The 16634-nt window shown below is 63.0% G+C and carries 12 protein-coding genes and 3 tRNA genes; 11 read left to right on the forward strand and 4 right to left on the reverse strand.

Annotation, left to right across the window (positions count from 1 at the left end; genetic code table 11):
• Positions 1–3 precede the first annotated feature (3 nt).
• The 4 genes from LZ005_RS09960 to hpnC all read right to left on the reverse strand — a co-directional run bounded on the left by LZ005_RS09960 (position 4) and on the right by hpnC (position 3317).
• Entirely contained in the window at positions 4–153 is a 150-nt protein-coding gene (locus LZ005_RS09960; protein WP_237807317.1) for a hypothetical protein, read from the reverse strand.
• 103 nt (positions 154–256) lie between these two features.
• Entirely contained in the window at positions 257–1630 is a 1374-nt protein-coding gene (gene hpnE, locus LZ005_RS09965) for a hydroxysqualene dehydroxylase HpnE (protein ID WP_237807325.1), read from the reverse strand.
• Entirely contained in the window at positions 1623–2456 is an 834-nt protein-coding gene (gene hpnD / locus LZ005_RS09970; protein WP_237807334.1) for a presqualene diphosphate synthase HpnD, read from the reverse strand. Before hpnD ends, hpnE begins: the two co-directional genes overlap by 8 nt.
• A gap of 39 nt (positions 2457–2495) precedes the next feature.
• Positions 2496–3317 carry a squalene synthase HpnC gene (gene hpnC, locus LZ005_RS09975; RefSeq protein WP_237807341.1) on the reverse strand — a complete coding sequence of 274 codons (822 nt, stop codon included), beginning with the start codon at positions 3315–3317 and terminating at the stop codon, positions 2496–2498.
• A 129-nt stretch (positions 3318–3446) separates the two neighbouring features.
• On the opposite strand from hpnC, the gene LZ005_RS09980 reads away from it, so the two are divergent.
• From LZ005_RS09980 to LZ005_RS10030, 11 genes are all read left to right on the forward strand, one after another.
• The gene (locus LZ005_RS09980; protein ID WP_237807349.1) at positions 3447–4592 is read left to right on the forward strand and encodes an efflux RND transporter periplasmic adaptor subunit; all 1146 of its coding nucleotides are present in this window, start codon (positions 3447–3449) and stop codon (positions 4590–4592) included.
• Complete coding sequence (locus tag LZ005_RS09985) at positions 4589–7666, forward strand: efflux RND transporter permease subunit (protein ID WP_237807351.1); 3078 nt, start codon at positions 4589–4591, stop codon at positions 7664–7666. Before LZ005_RS09980 ends, LZ005_RS09985 begins: the two co-directional genes overlap by 4 nt.
• Before the next feature lie 102 nt (positions 7667–7768).
• A tRNA-Leu gene (locus LZ005_RS09990) sits at positions 7769–7855 on the forward strand.
• Between the two features lie 35 nt (positions 7856–7890).
• A complete protein-coding gene (tig, locus tag LZ005_RS09995; RefSeq protein WP_237807360.1) occupies positions 7891–9228 on the forward strand; it encodes a trigger factor in 1338 nt (445 codons plus the stop codon).
• Between the two features lie 29 nt (positions 9229–9257).
• On the forward strand, positions 9258–9884 hold the full coding sequence (clpP, locus tag LZ005_RS10000) for an ATP-dependent Clp endopeptidase proteolytic subunit ClpP (protein WP_237807362.1): 627 nt from the start codon (positions 9258–9260) through the stop codon (positions 9882–9884).
• 147 nt (positions 9885–10031) lie between these two features.
• A complete protein-coding gene (gene clpX / locus LZ005_RS10005) occupies positions 10032–11300 on the forward strand; it encodes an ATP-dependent Clp protease ATP-binding subunit ClpX (protein WP_237807364.1) in 1269 nt (422 codons plus the stop codon).
• A gap of 260 nt (positions 11301–11560) precedes the next feature.
• Positions 11561–13984 carry an endopeptidase La gene (gene lon, locus LZ005_RS10010; RefSeq protein WP_237807366.1) on the forward strand — a complete coding sequence of 808 codons (2424 nt, stop codon included), beginning with the start codon at positions 11561–11563 and terminating at the stop codon, positions 13982–13984.
• 143 nt (positions 13985–14127) lie between these two features.
• Positions 14128–14400 (forward strand): HU family DNA-binding protein, encoded by a 273-nt coding sequence (locus LZ005_RS10015; RefSeq protein ID WP_237807368.1) that lies wholly within the window; start codon positions 14128–14130, stop codon positions 14398–14400.
• Positions 14401–14443: 43 nt separating this feature from the next.
• Positions 14444–14520, forward strand: a tRNA-Asp gene (locus tag LZ005_RS10020).
• 25 nt (positions 14521–14545) lie between these two features.
• Positions 14546–14622: transfer RNA gene (locus LZ005_RS10025), tRNA-Asp, on the forward strand.
• 61 nt (positions 14623–14683) lie between these two features.
• The gene (locus LZ005_RS10030) at positions 14684–16612 is read left to right on the forward strand and encodes a SurA N-terminal domain-containing protein (protein WP_237807377.1); all 1929 of its coding nucleotides are present in this window, start codon (positions 14684–14686) and stop codon (positions 16610–16612) included.
• The last annotated feature ends 22 nt before the right edge of the window (positions 16613–16634 follow it).

Raw genomic sequence — 16634 nt, forward strand, 5'->3', positions numbered from 1 at the left:
CCTTCAGATATGGCCCAGACCCACCATCGGCACGGTGGCCAGTTGGGCGCCAGCCGGCAGTTTCGCCAGACTGGCAGGTTGCACGATCATGGCCATCGTCGCAGCGACCAGGGCCACGACTGCCAGGGTACGGAGCGTCAATTTGAGGTTCATGATGTTTCCTGTCGTCCCAGAGGTTTGTCGATGGTGACACTCTACCGAAACGCTTCGGATCATCGTAGCGGATTGCGACAGGATGCATAAAAGGGGCCCCAGCCTACACTTTTCCGGGGGTGAAGCGGTCGAGCACCAGGCGCGCGGCGGCGCGGCCCGAGCGCACGGCGCCCTCGAGCGTGGCCGGATAGGGGCCGTCGGTATAGTCGCCGGCCAGGGCCAGACCGGGCGCGCTGGTGGCGTTCGGCGGGCGCACCAGGCCCGGCGTGCAGGCGAAGGTGGCGCGTTTCTCCGTAATGACCTGGTGCCACTCGGGCTGGCGCAGGGCCGGCATGCCCAGGTCCTCAGCCAGCTGGTGGGCGACGGCCTCGGCCAAGGCCGGCTGGGGCAGGGCGGCCGCCTCACTCGCGGCGCTGACGACGACGGCCAGCAGACCGGCTTGTTTTTCGTGCAATTGGCCGCGGTCGAACACGAACTGGCCAAAGCGGCGCAGGCCCGGATGGTCGGCCAGGGCGTAGAACGGCAGGTCCAGGCGCAGATCGGGCCGATACTGCAGGTAGACCGTGGTGATCGGCTGGTAGGCGAACGAGGACAGGGCGGTAATCGCCTCGTCCAGCTGCTGGCCCTCGACGTCGAGCAGCAGCATCGCGGCCGGATTCGGCGGCGTGGCGAGAATCACGCCATCGGCGAACATATTCCAGATGCCGCCCACGGCCGTGCCGCTGGCGATCACATGCCACTGGTCGCCCGAGGCCGGCTGCAGGCTGCTGACCTTGGCGCCGGTGCGGATTTTGCCGCCGCGCTGTTCGAGATAGGCTGCGGCCTTGTCGGGGAAGATCTCGGACAGGTTCAGGCGCGGCAGCAGCATGTCGGAGGCCGCGCGCCGCCCGCCCAGGCTGTCGCGCAGCACATTCAGAAACACCTGGGCCGAGGCCTGCTCGGGTGGCGTATTCAGGGCCGCCAGGCACAGTGGGCGCCACATCAGCTGCACCAGGCGCGCGGTCTGGTCGAAGCGCTCGAGCAGTTCGCTGACGCTGCAGTCCTCGTACAGGGGCCAGCCCATCCAGCGCGCGCCGGTGGAAAAACGCGCCAGCGCCAGCTTGTCGGCCCGCTCCAACCCCTTGGCGCGCCACAGGGCGACCAGCACATGCCAGGGCGCGGGCAGACGCGGGGCGGCAAAGTCCATGCCGGTCTTGCCCGGATAGCGCATCTGCAGCGGCAGCGTCAGAAAGGCCGCATCGCGCGCGATGCCGACCTCGTCCAGCAGAGCCAGGGTCTCGCGGTAGGCGCCGAGCAGGATGTGCTGGCCATTGTCGAGCTGTTTGCCGTGCAGGTCGACACAGCGGGCGCGGCCGCCCAGGGTGCGGGCCGCTTCAAACAGGGTGACCTTGTGGCCGGCCCGCGCGACCTCGACGGCGGCGGCGCAACCAGCCCAGCCGGCGCCGATGACGGCGATGTGTTTCTGCTTATCAGCCACGGATATAGGTTTTCCAGGCCAGCCAGAGCTTGCGCAACGGCGTCAGCGAGATGCGCCGGTTCAGCACGTGATAGCCGTCGGCGGCGATTTCTTCCAGTACCGTGCCGTAGATCGCGGCCATCATCAGGCCCGGGCGCTGGGCGCGCCGGTCTTCGCGCGGCAGCAGGGCGTAGGCTTCGGCGTAGATCTTGCGCGCGCGCTCGATCTGGAAGGCCATCAGGGCCTCGAAGCGCTCGCTGTGGCGCGCGTTAAGGATGTCGGCCGCCGTCACCTGGAACTGCTGCAGTTCATTGATCGGCAGGTAGATGCGGCCTTTGCGCGCATCTTCGCCGACGTCGCGGATGATGTTGGTCAGCTGGAAGGCCAGGCCGAGTTTTTCCGCATACTGCAGGGTCTGCGGATTGCTGTAGCCGAAGATGCTGGCCGACAGGATGCCGACCACGCCGGCCACATGCCAGCAATAGCGCTGCAGGTTCGGATAGTCGAGATAGCGCGACTGGTCGAGGTCCATTTCCATGCCGTCGACAATCGCCAGCAGATGCTGCTGTTGCAGCTGGTAGACAGGCACATGGGGCGCGAGCGCCTGCGTCACCGGATGGCTAGGCTGGCCCTGGTACATCTTGTCGATTTCATTGCGCCACCAGGCCAGTTTGATGCGCGCCACCGAGGGGTCCGAGCATTCGTCGACCGTGTCGTCGACCTCGCGGCAGAAGGCGTACAGGGCCGTGATGGCGCGCCGCCGCTCAGGCGGCAGGAACAGGAAGCTGTAATAGAAACTGGAGCCGCTCTGGACGGTCTTTTGTTGGCAATATTCGTCGGGCGACATGGTCAGTTGGGCAAAGCGCGAACGCAAATAGCGCTTATCTTAGCCGACCATCCACACGGCGCGCCAGAGCATGCGCAGCCAGTCGCCCGCGCCGAGCACGGGGCGGCGCCGGAACACGTCGTAATCGACGGCCTCGATCTTCTCCAGAATCCGCAGGCCGCCCTGGACCACGAGGCGCAATTCCCAGCCGATCCTGCCTGGCAGGCGCAGGGCCAGGGCAGCGCCGGAGCGCATCAGCGCGCGCGCGCGCCCGACCTCGAAGGCCATCAGTGCGCGGAAGGCCGGACCGGCGTCGGCGGCATCGAGCATTGCCTGGCTGACGCCAAAACGCGCCAGACTGTCCTGGGGCAGGTAGATCCGGTCTTTTTTCCGGTCGATCGCCACATCCTGCCAGAAGTTGATAAGCTGTAATGCAGAACAGATGGCGTCCGACTGGCGCAGATTCTCCGGCGTGGCCGCGCCGTACAGGTGCAGCATCAGGGCGCCGACCGGATTGGCCGAGCGCCGGCAATAGTCGAGCACGGCGGGGAAGTCGGCATACCGGGTCGTCACCACATCCTGCTGGAAGGCGTCGAGCAGATCGTAAAACGGCTGCCACGGCAGCGCGTACGCGGCCACCACCTTGGCCAGCGGGCTGAAGATCTCGGGTGCGGTGGGGGCGGGCTGGCCGGCGGCGAGGGCGTCGAGTGCCTGCCGGTAGGCGCTCAGGGCGGCCAGGCGCTGCGCTGGGGTGGCATCGCCTTCGTCGGCCAGATCGTCGGCCGAGCGGGCGAAACGGTAGATGGCCTCGACGGCAGGCACCAGCCGGCGCGGCAGCAGGACGGAAGCAACCGGGAAATTTTCGTAGTGATCGACTGACATGGCGGCCCGCTAGCGATAAATGACGCAAAAGTCATTTGCAAAACTGCCGAGCCTGCTTATAATTACTAACTTACGAGTCATTAAGTTATTCTCTGTGTTCGTCCAGCTCGCATACTAAAGGAAAACATCGTGCCTGCTCACCGCCTGCCCCTCGCCAGCCTGACGCTGGTTGCCTCCCTCGCCGTATTGACGGGCTGCTCCAAGCCCGAACCCAAGGGCGAGGACATCCGTCCGGTCCGCGCCATCACGCTCGCGGCCGATACCGTCGCCATCCAGGCCGAATTCGCGGGCGAGGTGCGTGCCCGCGTCGAATCGCGCCTGGGCTTCCGGGTGCCGGGCAAGATTACCAGCCGCCTGGTCGAGGTCGGCAGCGTGGTCAAGCGCGGCCAGGTGCTGATGCAGCTCGATCCGCAGGACCTGCAGCTGGCCCAGGCCCAGGCCAATGCCGGCCTGCGCGCCGCCGAGACCAACCGCGACCTGGCGCAGGCCGAGCTCAAGCGCTACCAGGAACTGCGTGAGAAGAATTTCGTGTCCCAGGCCGTGCTCGACGCCAAGCTCTCGACCTACAAGGCCGCCCAGGCCAGCGTCGATCAGGCTCAGGCCGCCTACAAGGGCCAGACCAACCAGGCCGCCTACAGCAGCCTGGTGTCCGATATCGACGGCGTGGTGACGGCGGTCGACGCCGAAGTCGGCCAGGTGGTCGCGGCCGGTACGCCGGTGGTGCGCGTGGCCAAGGCCGGCGAGAAGGAAATCGTGATTGGCATCCCCGAGGACAAGGTCGATACCCTGCGCCAGGTGCCCGATGTGGCCGTGCGCCTGTGGGCCAATCCGAAGGAAGTCCTGAAGGGCAAGATCCGCGAAGTCTCGCCGGTGGCCGACCCGCAGACCCGTACCTATACGACCAAGGTCTCGGTGCCCGAGGCCCCGGCCGACGTCAAGCTGGGCATGACGGCCCTGGTCCAGTTCACGGCCGCCGCGCCGGTGCCGATGATCAAGGTCCCGCTGACGGCCCTGTTCCATGAGAAGAACAAGACCTCGGTCTGGGTGGTCGACAAGGGCGCCGTGCAACTGGTGCCCGTGCAGGTGGGCGGCACCAGCGGCAATGACATTCTCCTGACCAGCGGCGTGAAGCCCGGCCAGACGGTCGTGACGGCCGGTGTCAATCAGCTCAAGAATGGCCAGAAGGTCAAGGTCCTCGGCGTCGACGTGCCTGCTTCGATCGCCAGCCCGAACACGGTGGCTGCCGCTGCCGCAACCGGTGAGGCGCTGCAATGAAGGGCTTCAATCTTTCCCGTTGGGCGCTTGAGCATATTCCGCTCACGCGCTACCTGATCGCCACCTTGCTGATTGCCGGTCTGCTGGCCTTCCAGAATCTGGGTCAGGACGAAGACCCGCCGTTCACCTTCCGCGCGATGGTCGTGCGCGCCATCTGGCCGGGCGCCACCGCCGTGCAGATGGCCGAGCAGGTGACCGACAAGCTGGAGCGCAAGCTGCAGGAAACCCCGTATGTGGACAAGATCCGCAGCTATTCCAAGCCGGGCGAGACCCTGATTATCGTGCAGCTGCGCGAATCGACCCCGCCCAAGGAAACCAATGGCTCCTGGTATCAGGTCCGCAAGAAGATCGGCGACATCCGCGGCACCTTGCCGTCGGGTGTGATCGGCCCCTTCTTCAATGATGAATTCGGCGACACCTACGGCTCCATCTTCGCGCTCTCGGGCGACGGCTTCACCTATGCCGAAGTCAAGGATTATGCGGACTTCGTGCGGCAGCAGCTGCTGCACGTGGGCATGGTCAACAAGGTCGAACTGTTTGGTGTGCAGGACGAGAAGATCAACATCGAGTTCTCGCACAAGAAATTCGCCCAGCTCGGCATTCCGTTCGAGCAGATCGTCAACCAGATCGCCACCCAGAACAATGTCGAGTCGACCGGGGTGCTGGTCACGCCGACCGATAATCTGCAGGTGCGCGTGACGGGCGCCCTCAAGTCCGTCAAGGAACTCGAGGAGCTGGAACTGCGCGCCGGCGGCACCACCTTCCGCCTCGGCGACTTTGCCACCATCAAGCGCGTCTACCAGAACCCGCCGACCGACAAGATGCGCTACAACGGCAAGGAGGTCATCGGCCTCGGCATCTCGATGGAGAAGGGCGGCAATATCATCGTGATGGGCAAGGAGCTCGAGGCCAAGGCCAATGAGATCCGCGCCAAGCTGCCGGTCGGCCTGACGCTCGAGCGCGTGTCCGATCAGCCGAAGGCCGTCAGCGCCTCGGTCGGCGAATTCGTGCGCACCCTGATCGAGGCGATTCTGATCGTGCTCGGCGTGAGCTTTGTGGCCCTGGGCTTCCATACCAAGCCCTTCCGCATCGACATGCGCCCGGGCCTGGTGGTGGCGCTGACGATTCCGCTGGTGCTGGCCATCACCTTCCTGTTGATGAGCATCCTGGACATCGACCTGCACAAGATCTCGCTCGGCGCCCTGATCATTGCGCTTGGCCTGCTGGTCGACGACGCCATCATCGCCGTCGAAATGATGGTCCGCAAGATGGAGGAGGGCATGGACCGCTTTGAGGCGGCGACCTTTGCCTACACGAGCACGGCCATGCCGATGCTGACCGGCACCCTGATTACGGCCGCAGGCTTTCTGCCGATCGGCCTGGCCAAGTCGGCCGCCGGCGAGTACACGTTCTCCATGTTTTCGGTGAATGCGATTGCGCTGCTGACCTCCTGGCTGGTGGCCGTGATGTTCACGCCCTACATTGGCTACATCCTGCTGAAGGTGAAGCCGGGCAGCGGCAGCCACGATGTGTTTGATACGCCGGGCTTTCGCAAGTTCCGCGCCCTGGTCAACTGGTGCGTGGAGTGGCGCAAGACCACCATCGTGCTCAGTCTGCTGACCTTCTTCCTCGGCGTGTTCGGCTTCAAATTCATCGAGAAGCAGTTCTTCCCCGATTCCAGCCGCCCCGAGCTGATGGTCGAGATGTGGCTGCCCGAGGGCGCCGCCTTCCAGAACACGGAAGCCCAGGCCAAGAAGTTTGAAGCCTGGGTCATGAAGCAGCCCGGCGTCGAGAGCGTGACCGCGTATGTGGGCACGGGTTCGCCGCGCTTCTACCTGCCGCTCGACCAGATCTTCCCGCAGTCCAACGTCAGCCAGTTCGTGGTGCTGCCCAAGGACCTGCAGGCGCGCGAGGCCCTGCGCCTGAAGATCACCGAGGTCTTCAAGAAAGACTTCCCGGAAGTGCGCGGCCGCGTCAAGCTGCTTCCGAACGGGCCGCCGGTGCCGTATCCGGTGCAGTTCCGCGTGCAGGGGCCGGACATCGGCAAGGTGCGCCAGCTGGCCGATGAGGTCAAGGACATCATGCGCGCCAACCCGAATACCGTGGGCGTGAACGACAACTGGAACGAGTCGGTCAAGGTGCTGCGCCTCGACCTCGACCAGGACAAGCTGCGCGCCCTTGGCGTGACCTCGCAGACGGTGATGCGCGCCGCGAATACCATCCTGTCCGGCACGCCGGTCGGCCAGTACCGCGAGGACAATAAGCTGATCGACATCGTGATCCGCCAGCCGGTCGAGGAGCGGGCGACGATTTCGGTGCTGAACGACACCAATATCCCGACCGCTTCGGGCAAGGCCGTGCCGATCTCGCAGCTGGCGCGCGTGCAATTCGTCTGGGAACCGGGCGTGGTCTGGCGCGAAGGGCGCGAGTGGGCGATTACCGTGCAGTCCGACGTGGTCGACGGCATCCAGGGGCCGACCGTGTCGGGCCAGATCACCGAGAAGCTGGCCACCCTGCGCGCCAAGCTGCCGGCCGGCTACCAGGTGGTGCTGGCCGGGGCGGCGGCCGACAGCAAGGCGGCTGAACAGTCGATCTCGGCGAATGTGCCCTTCGTGCTGTTCCTCGTGTTTACGCTGCTGATGCTGCAGCTGCATAGCTTCTCGCGCTCGGTGCTGGTCTTCCTCACCGGCCCGCTGGGCGTGGCCGGGGCGGCGATGGCCCTGCTGTTGCTGCAGCGTCCCTTCGGCTTTGTGGCCCAGCTCGGCGTGATCGCCCTGTTCGGCATGATCATCCGTAACTCGGTGATCCTGGTCGACCAGATCGAGCAGGACATCCGCAAGGGCGCCGAGCCCTGGGATGCGATCGTCGAATCGGCCGTGCGGCGCTGCCGCCCGATCGTGCTGACGGCGGCGGCCGCGGCCCTGGCCATGATCCCGCTGTCGCGTTCGGTGTTCTGGGGACCGATGGCGGTGGCCATCATGGGCGGCCTGATCGTCGCCACGGCCCTGACCCTGCTGTTCCTGCCGGCCCTGTACGCGGCCTGGTTCCGGGTCAAGAAGCCGGCCGGACGCTGAGCCGGGCGCGGCAAACGCGGGTCTGCGGACCCGCGTTTTTTTTGTATGGATGGCAAATTCAACCACCCCTGGCCGTTTTCCGCTAAAATATCGCGTTTTCCTGCGAGGATGGCGAAATTGGTAGACGCACCAGGTTTAGGTCCTGACGCCAGCGATGGTGTGCGGGTTCGAGTCCCGCTCCTCGCACCACGATTTGAATAATTACTTCTTGGACGATTTTTAACATGGCAACTGCAGTCGAATCCCTGGGCAAACTCGAACGTCGCATGACGATCTCCTTTCCGCTCGCTGACGTCCGTTCGGAAGTCGAAGCGCGCCTGAAGAAGCAGGCCAAGACGGCCCGCTACCCCGGCTTCCGTCCGGGCAAAGTGCCGATGAAAATGGTCGCCGCCCAGTACGGCTATCAGATCGAATCCGACGTGCTGAACGACAAGGTCGGCCAGGCTTTCAATGCCGCTGCCAACGAAAACCAGCTGCGCGTGGCCGGTTTCCCGCGCATCGAGCCGAAGCAGGATGCCGCTGAAGGCATGGTCGCCTTCGACGCCGTGTTCGAAGTCTATCCGGAAGTGCAAGTCTGCGATCTGAGCACCCTCGAGCTGGACACCATCCAGACCCCGGTGACCGACGCCGAAATCGACAAGACCATCGAGATCCTGCGCAAGCAGCGCGTGCACTACCACGTCAAGGGCGAAGCCGGCGAACACGGCGACGGCGGTGAAGCCATCGCTGCCAACGGCGACCGCGTGACCGTGGACTTCGTGGGCAAGATCGACGGCGTCGAATTCGCCGGCGGCAAGGCCGACAATTATCCGTTCGTGCTCGGCGAAGGCCGCATGCTGGCCGAGTTCGAAGCCGCCACCATCGGCCTGAAAGTGGGCGAGTCGAAGACCTTCCCGCTGACCTTCCCCGAGGACTACCACGGCAAGGATGTGGCCGGCAAAACCGCCGAGTTCACCATCACCCTGAAGAAGCTCGAGTGGGCCCACCTGCCCGAAGTCGACGCCGAATTCGCCAAGTCGCTCGGCATGGCCGACGGCGACCTGAACAAAATGCGCGCCGACATCAAGACCAACCTCGAGCGTGAAGTGGCCGGCCGCGTCAAGGCCCGCAACAAGGAAGCCGTGATGGACGGCCTGGTCAGCAAGACCGAACTCGACGTGCCGAAGGCCCTGGTCGAGGAAGAATCGCGCCGTCTGGCCGAAGGCACCCGTCAGGACATGGCCGCGCGCGGCATGGACGTGAAGAACATGCCCGAGTTCCCGCTCGACCTGTTCACCGCCAAGGCCGACCGCCGCGTGCGTCTGGGCCTGATCCTGTCGCAGCTTGTGTCGGAAAACAAACTGCACGCGACGCCGGAGCAGGTGAAAGCGCAAATCGAAGACTTCGCCCAGTCCTATGAGGACCCGAAAGAAGTCCTGAAGTATTACTATAGCGATCGTCGTCGCCTGGCCGAAGTCGAAGCCCTTGTTTTGGAAGAAAACGTCGTTAACTTCGTTCTCGGTAAGGCCAAGGTCACGGCCAAGGATGTTTCGTTCGACGAACTGATGGGCCAGCAAGGCTAAGCTGTCCCTCGCTTGCAAAAGGAAATCGCATGACAGGACTGATCAAGAATCCGGCACTCGATACCCAGGCTCTGGGTCTGGTGCCGATGGTGGTGGAACAAAGCGGCCGCGGCGAGCGCGCCTATGACATCTACTCGCGCCTGCTGAAGGAGCGTGTGGTGTTCCTGGTCGGCCCTGTCAACGACCAGATGGCCAATCTGATCGTGGCCCAGCTGCTGTTCCTCGAGAGCGAGAATCCGGACAAGGATATTTCGCTCTACATCAACTCGCCCGGTGGTTCCGTGTCGGCTGGCCTGGCCATTTTCGACACGATGAACTTCATCAAGCCGGATGTGTCGACCCTGTGCACGGGCATGGCGGCCTCGATGGGCGCCTTCCTGCTGGCCGCGGGCGCGAAAGGCAAGCGTTTCTCGCTGCCCAATTCGCGCATCATGATTCACCAGCCGTCCGGCGGTTCCCAGGGCCAGGCTTCGGATATCGAAATCCAGGCCCGCGAGATCCTCTACCTGCGCGAACGTCTGAACAGCATCATGGCCACCAACACGGGCAAGACGCCGGATCAGATCGCCAAGGACACGGATCGCGACAATTTCATGTCGGGTGAAGAAGCCGTCGCCTATGGCCTGATCGACAAGGTCCTGACCCACCGCGCCTGATTGAGATCGGGAAAATCGGTCTGCTGACGCCCGGACGCCACAACGTTCGGGCGTTTCCTTTTCAGATCGGGTAGCATGTGGTGGTGCGCAACTTTGCGCCTGGGCGTTTAGCCTTTATACTTGTAGCAACTCTTTTTAACTTGCCCCATGTCTGACAAAAAATCCTCCAGCGGTGAAAAGCTCTTGTACTGCTCCTTCTGCGGCAAGAGCCAGCACGAGGTGAAAAAGCTCATCGCCGGTCCCTCGGTGTTCATTTGCGACGAGTGTATCGATCTGTGCAATGACATCATCCGCGACGAGACCTCGAACGTGGAGACGGTCGGCGGCGCCAAGTCCGACCTGCCGACCCCGCACGAGATCGCCGCGCTGCTCGACCAGTATGTGATCGGCCAGCAGACGGCCAAGCGCATCCTGTCGGTGGCCGTGTACAACCACTACAAGCGCCTCAAGCACCTGGGCAAGAAAGACGAAGTCGAACTGGCCAAGTCGAATATCCTGCTGGTCGGCCCGACCGGCTCCGGCAAGACCCTGCTGGCCCAGACCCTGGCGCGCATGCTCAACGTGCCCTTCGTGATCGCCGACGCCACCACCCTGACCGAAGCCGGTTATGTTGGTGAGGACGTCGAGAACATCATCCAGAAGCTCTTGCAGTCGTGCAATTACGAAGTCGACAAGGCCCAGCGCGGGATTGTCTACATCGACGAGATCGACAAGATTTCGCGCAAGTCGGACAATCCCTCGATCACGCGCGACGTGTCGGGCGAGGGCGTGCAGCAGGCCCTGCTCAAACTGATCGAAGGCACGATGGCCTCGGTGCCGCCCCAGGGCGGGCGCAAGCACCCGAACCAGGATTTCGTGCAGATCGACACGACCAACATCATGTTCATCTGCGGCGGCGCCTTCGACGGCCTGGCCAAGATCATCCAGAACCGCTCCGAGAAATCGGGCATCGGCTTCTCGGCCTCGGTCAAGAGCCAGGTCGAGCGTGAAAACGCCGAGGTGCTGCATGATGTCGAGCCCGAAGACCTGATCAAGTTCGGCCTGATCCCCGAGCTGGTCGGCCGTCTGCCGGTGGTCGCCACCTTGTCGGAACTGACCGAGGACGCGCTGATCCAAATCCTGGTGGAGCCGAAGAACGCTCTGGTCAAGCAGTATGCGAAATTGCTCGACATGGAAGGCGTGGAACTCGAAATCCGTCCGGCCGCCCTGCATGCCATCGCCCGCAAGGCCCTGGCCCGCAAGACCGGCGCGCGCGGCCTGCGCTCGATTCTCGAGCACACGCTGCTGGACGTGATGTACGATCTGCCGACCCAGCAGAATGTGGTCAAGGTGGTGATCGATGAAAACACGATCACGAACGCGGCCAAACCCTTGCTGATTTACGCAGAAACGCCGAAAGCCTCGGGCGAAAACTGAAAAAAGGTCGTTGTTCCGCCGCGAAAAGGGTTTGAAACTCAAAAGTGCGGCGGTACAATTTACCTCAATAAAAGCACTCGGGCTTCAATCGAAAAGCCACTCACAGTTTCTCTGTGCGGTGGCTTTTGCTTTTCTGGTTCGAATTTCTTTTAGAACAACCCGGTTAATTCCTTTCAACTTGTAGAAATAATTCTCCAGTCCCCTTGTGTTTTGGAGATCAGGTCCAAGATTGTTCATAAAGTTTTTCTATAAGGTATGCCATGACTATCTCTAAATTAACCGAGCAAACCACGCTGCCGCTGTTGCCGCTGCGTGATGTAGTGGTTTTCCCCCACATGGTGATACCGCTGTTCGTGGGCCGCCCCAAGTCGATCAAGGCACTGGAGGCAGCCATGGAACAGGGCAGGTCAATTATGCTGGCGGCCCAGAAGACGGCCGCCAAAGATGAGCCGTCGCCGGCCGACATCTATGAAATCGGCTGCGTGGCCAGCATCCTCCAGATGCTCAAGCTGCCGGACGGCACCGTCAAGGTGCTGGTCGAAGGCGCCCAGCGCGCCCGCATCGACCGCATCAGCGATACGCCTTCGCACTTCACGGCCGAGGTGACCCCGGTCGAGACCGAAATCGGCGACGAGTCCGAAATCGAGGCGATGCGCCGCGCCATCGTGCAGCAGTTCGACCAGTACGTCAAACTCAACAAAAAGATCCCGCCCGAGATCCTGGCCTCGCTGGCCGGCATCGACGACGCCGGCCGTCTGGCCGACACCGTGGCCGCCCATCTGCCGCTCAAGCTCGAGCAGAAGCAGGTCATCCTCGAGATCTTCAATGTCGCCAAGCGCCTCGAGCATCTGCTGTCCCAGCTCGAAGGCGAGCTCGACATCCTGCAGGTGGAAAAGCGCATCCGCGGCCGCGTCAAGCGCCAGATGGAAAAATCGCAGCGCGAGTACTACCTGAACGAACAGGTCAAGGCCATCCAGAAGGAACTGGGCGAGGGCGAAGAGGGCGCCGATATCGAGGAGCTCGAGAAGAAGATCATCGCCGCCAAGATGTCCAAGGAAGCGACCGAAAAGGCCAATGCCGAGCTGAAAAAGCTGAAGCTGATGTCGCCGATGTCGGCCGAAGCCACCGTCGTGCGCAACTACATCGACACCCTGATCGGCCTGCCCTGGAAGAAAAAATCCAAGGTCAACAACGATCTGGCCAATGCCGAGAAAGTGCTCGAGTCCGATCACTACGGCCTCGACAAGGTCAAGGAACGCATCCTTGAATATCTCGCCGTGCAGCAGCGCGTCGACAAGCTGAAAGCGCCGATCCTGTGCTTCGTCGGCCCCCCGGGCGTGGGCAAGACCTCGCTCGGCCAGTCGATCGCCAAGGCCACCAACCGCAAGTACGTGCGCATGGCCCTGGGCGGCGTGCGCGATGAAGCCGAGATCCGCGGCCACCGCCGCACCTATATCGGTTCGATGCCGGGCAAGGTGCTGCAGTCGCTGGCCAAGGTCGGCGTGCGCAATCCCCTGTTCCTGCTCGACGAGATCGACAAGCTGGGCGCCGACTTCCGCGGCGATCCGTCTTCGGCCCTGCTCGAAGTGCTGGACCCGGAACAGAACCACACGTTCTCGGACCACTACATCGAAGTCGACTTCGACCTGTCGGACGTGATGTTCGTGGCCACCTCGAACTCCTTCAACATCCCGCCGGCCCTGCTGGACCGGATGGAGGTGATCCGCCTGTCGGGCTACACGGAAGACGAGAAGGCCAGTATCGCCCTGCGTTATCTGCTGCCCAAACAGATCAAGAACAACGGTCTGAAGGAAGCCGAGATCGCCGTCTCGGAAGCGGCCGTGCGCGACATCATCCGTTACTACACGCGTGAAGCCGGTGTGCGTTCGCTCGAGCGCGAAGTGTCGAAGATCTGCCGCAAGGTCGTGAAGATGCTGCTGCTGAAAGGCGGCGAGAAGAAGGTCACGGTCACGCCCAAGAACCTCGACAAATTCCTCGGCGTGCGCCGCTATGACTTCGGCGTGGCCGAGAAGGACAACCAGGTCGGCCAGGTGGTCGGTCTGGCCTGGACCGAAGTCGGCGGTGATCTGCTGACCATCGAGGCCGTGCAGATGCCGGGTAAGGGCGGCACCATCCGCACCGGCACGCTTGGCGATGTGATGAAGGAATCGATCGAGGCGGCGCGCACCGTCGTGCGCAGCCGCGCCCAGCGCCTCGGCATCAAGAACGAGGTGTTCGAGAAGACCGACATGCACATCCACGTGCCCGAAGGCGCCACGCCCAAGGATGGTCCGTCGGCTGGCATCGCCATGACCACGGCCATGGTGTCGGTCTACACCGGCATCCCGGTGCGCGCCGACGTGGCCATGACGGGCGAGATCACGCTGCGCGGCGAAGTGCTGCCGATCGGCGGCCTGAAGGAAAAGCTGCTGGCAGCCCACCGTGGCGGCATCAAGACCGTGCTGATCCCCGAGCAGAACGTGAAGGACCTGGCCGACATTCCGGACAACGTCAAAAACAAGCTCGAGATCGTGCCCGTGCGCTGGATCGAGAAGGTGCTCGAGATCGCGCTGGAACGCCAGCCGACCCCGCTGCCGGACGAGGCCGTGGCCGCTGCGGCTGCGACCCCGGCCGTGACCACGCCGGCCAGCCCGGACGGTCAAGGCGAGGTCGTCAAGCACTAAGACGCTGTCGCGTAGGACGCCACAACGGCGGGCTGCGGCCCGCCGTTTTCTTTTGCCTCCTTGACAGTTCAAGGACCCATCGCGTCTAATTGCGCGCTGCGGATTCCACGGGGATCCCGTTTGACTGTGAAAAAGGATAATTTGTGAATAAGACTGAACTGATCGACTACATTGCAGGCTCCGCCGACATCACCAAAGCGTCGGCCGCCCGTGCCCTCGACGCTTTCATGGAAGCCGTCACCACCAGCCTGCAAAAGAACGACAGCGTGACTCTGGTGGGCTTCGGCACCTTCAGCGTCGGCGATCGCGCCGCCCGTACCGGCATCGATCCGCGCACCAAAGAAGCCATCGAAATCAAGGCCGCCAAGGTTCCGAAATTTAAGGCTGGTAAAGCGCTCAAAGATGCTGTAAACTAATGCGCTTCGGCGGTATGACAACCGCCGAAGTTTTGAAGTTCTCGGAGCGGTAGTTCAGTTGGTTAGAATACCGGCCTGTCACGCCGGGGGTCGCGGGTTCGAGCCCCGTCCGCTCCGCCAAGTTCTTCAAAGCGCAAAACAATCCGGAGCGGTAGTTCAGTTGGTTAGAATACCGGCCTGTCACGCCGGGGGTCGCGGGTTCGAGCCCCGTCCGCTCCGCCAGAACACAAAAAGAGGGCGAACAGATGTTCGCCTTTTTTTTCAACCTGAGACACGTTACGCCATGTTTGATTTCATTCGTACCCACCAGAAGCTGATGCAGCTCTTGCTGCTGGTGCTGATCCTCCCGTCCTTTGTGGTGGTCGGTGTGTCGAGCTACAAGAGCTTCGACGGTGCGGCAAATGCGGTGGCCACGGTGGCCGACCAGCCGGTGACCCAAGCCGAATGGGAAAACGCCCAGCGCACCCAGATGGAACGCTATCGCCAGGCGCTTGGCGCCCAGTTCGATCCGAAGATGTTCGAGACGCCCGACGTGAAGCTGCGCGCGCTCGAAGATCTGGTCAGCCAGAAGGTGATGAACGTCGAGATCGGCCGCGCCAACATGACGGTCAGCGAAGAAGTGCTGCGTAGCGATATCGGCCGTATCAAGGAGCTGCAAAAGCCGGACGGCAGCTTCGACGTCGACATCTACAAGGCCTTGCTGGCCGCGCGCGGCATGACGCCGGCGATGTTCGAGCAGAGCCGCCGCCACGACATGGCCGTCAACCAGCTCAATGCCGCCATTCAGGAATCGGCGTTTGCCCCGCGCACCGTGGCCAAGCGCCTGTCGGACATCAACGAGCAGGAACGCGAAGCCCAGGAAATCATTTACAAGGCCGATGACTTCGCCAAGAACGTCAACGTGACCGAGGCCATGGTCAAGGCCTATTACGACAAGAACGGCGCCCAGTTCCAGCTGCCGGAACAGGCCCGCATCGAGTATCTGGTGTTCGACCAGTCGGTGGTGGAGAGCCAGGTGTCGGTCAGCGACGCCGAAGTCAAGGCCTACTACGAAGCCAACCAGAAGCGTTTCGAGTCGCCCGAGCAGCGCCGCGCCAGCCACATCCTGGTGGCTGTGAAGAAGGACGCGCCGGCCGCCGAGAAGAGCGCCGCCAAGGCCAAGGCCGAAGCCATCCTGGCCGAAGTGAAGAAGACCCCGGCCGATTTCGCCAAAATCGCCAAGGCCAAGTCGGACGACAAGGCCTCGGCCGAACTCGGCGGCGACCTCGACATCGTTGAGAAGGGCGCCTTCGTCAAGCCGGTCGAAGACGCGATCTTCAAGCTCAAGCAGGGCGAGATCTCGGGCCTGGTGGAATCCGAATACGGTTTCCACATCATCACCGTCACCGCGCTCAAGCCGTCCGGCCTGAAGAGTTTTGACGAAGCCAAGGCCGAAATCGCTGCCGAGCTGAAGAAGCAGAAGATGGGCAAGAAGTACTCGGAACTGGCGGAAGCCTTCACCAATACCGTGTATGAGCAGTCGGACAGCCTGAAGCCGGCCGCCGACAAGCTGAAGCTGACGATCCAGACCGCCACCCTGAACGGCCGCACCGCGCTGCCGGGCAGCACCGCGCCGACCAATAATGCCAAGTTCCTGAAAGCCATCTTCTCCGATGACGCGATCAAGAACAAGCGCAATACCGAAGCCGTTGAAGTTGGCAGTAGCACGATGATCTCGGGCCGTATCGTCGAATACAAGCCGGCCAGCAAGCGCCCGCTGGCCGAAGTGGCCGAGGACATCAAGAAGCGCGTGACGATGGAAGAAGCCGTCAAGCTGGCCAAGAAGGCCGGCGACGACAAGATCGCCGCCGCCAAGGGCGGTGACGCCGCTGGTTTCGGCGAGGCCAAGATCGTCTCGCGCGTGAAACAGCCACCGTTCAACCAGACTGGTGCGCTGGCCGTGCTCAAGGCCGATGTCAGCAAGCTGCCGGCCGTGATCGGCGTCGAGCTGCCGGGCCAGGGCTATGCGGTCTACCGCATCACCAAAGTCAGCCAGCCGGCCGAGCAGGACAAGGCGCGCCGCGAGGCCGAGGCCCAGCAAATCGCCGGCGCCATGGGCCAGGCCGAACTGTTTGGCTACGTCGATGCGCTCAAGGCCAAAGCCAAGGCCAAGATCAACATCAAGGCCAGCGACATCAAGACCGAACAGCCGGCCGAAGCCCCGGCCAAGTAAGTCAGCGGCACCGCAAAAACAA

It is taken from the genome of Massilia sp. TS11 (assembly GCF_022012445.1).
GTDB lineage: Bacteria > Pseudomonadota > Gammaproteobacteria > Burkholderiales > Burkholderiaceae_D > Telluria.

Coding starts and splice junctions, on each gene's coding strand:
- LZ005_RS09960 (WP_237807317.1), bottom strand. CDS start 153: ATGAACCTCAAATTGACGCTCCGTACCCTGGCAGTCGTGGCCCTGGTC.
- hpnD (WP_237807334.1), bottom strand. CDS start 2,456: ATGTCGCCCGACGAATATTGCCAACAAAAGACCGTCCAGAGCGGCTCC.
- hpnC (WP_237807341.1), bottom strand. CDS start 3,317: ATGTCAGTCGATCACTACGAAAATTTCCCGGTTGCTTCCGTCCTGCTG.
- LZ005_RS09985 (WP_237807351.1), top strand. CDS start 4,589: ATGAAGGGCTTCAATCTTTCCCGTTGGGCGCTTGAGCATATTCCGCTC.
- tig (WP_237807360.1), top strand. CDS start 7,891: ATGGCAACTGCAGTCGAATCCCTGGGCAAACTCGAACGTCGCATGACG.
- clpP (WP_237807362.1), top strand. CDS start 9,258: ATGACAGGACTGATCAAGAATCCGGCACTCGATACCCAGGCTCTGGGT.
- clpX (WP_237807364.1), top strand. CDS start 10,032: ATGTCTGACAAAAAATCCTCCAGCGGTGAAAAGCTCTTGTACTGCTCC.
- lon (WP_237807366.1), top strand. CDS start 11,561: ATGACTATCTCTAAATTAACCGAGCAAACCACGCTGCCGCTGTTGCCG.
- LZ005_RS10030 (WP_237807377.1), top strand. CDS start 14,684: ATGTTTGATTTCATTCGTACCCACCAGAAGCTGATGCAGCTCTTGCTG.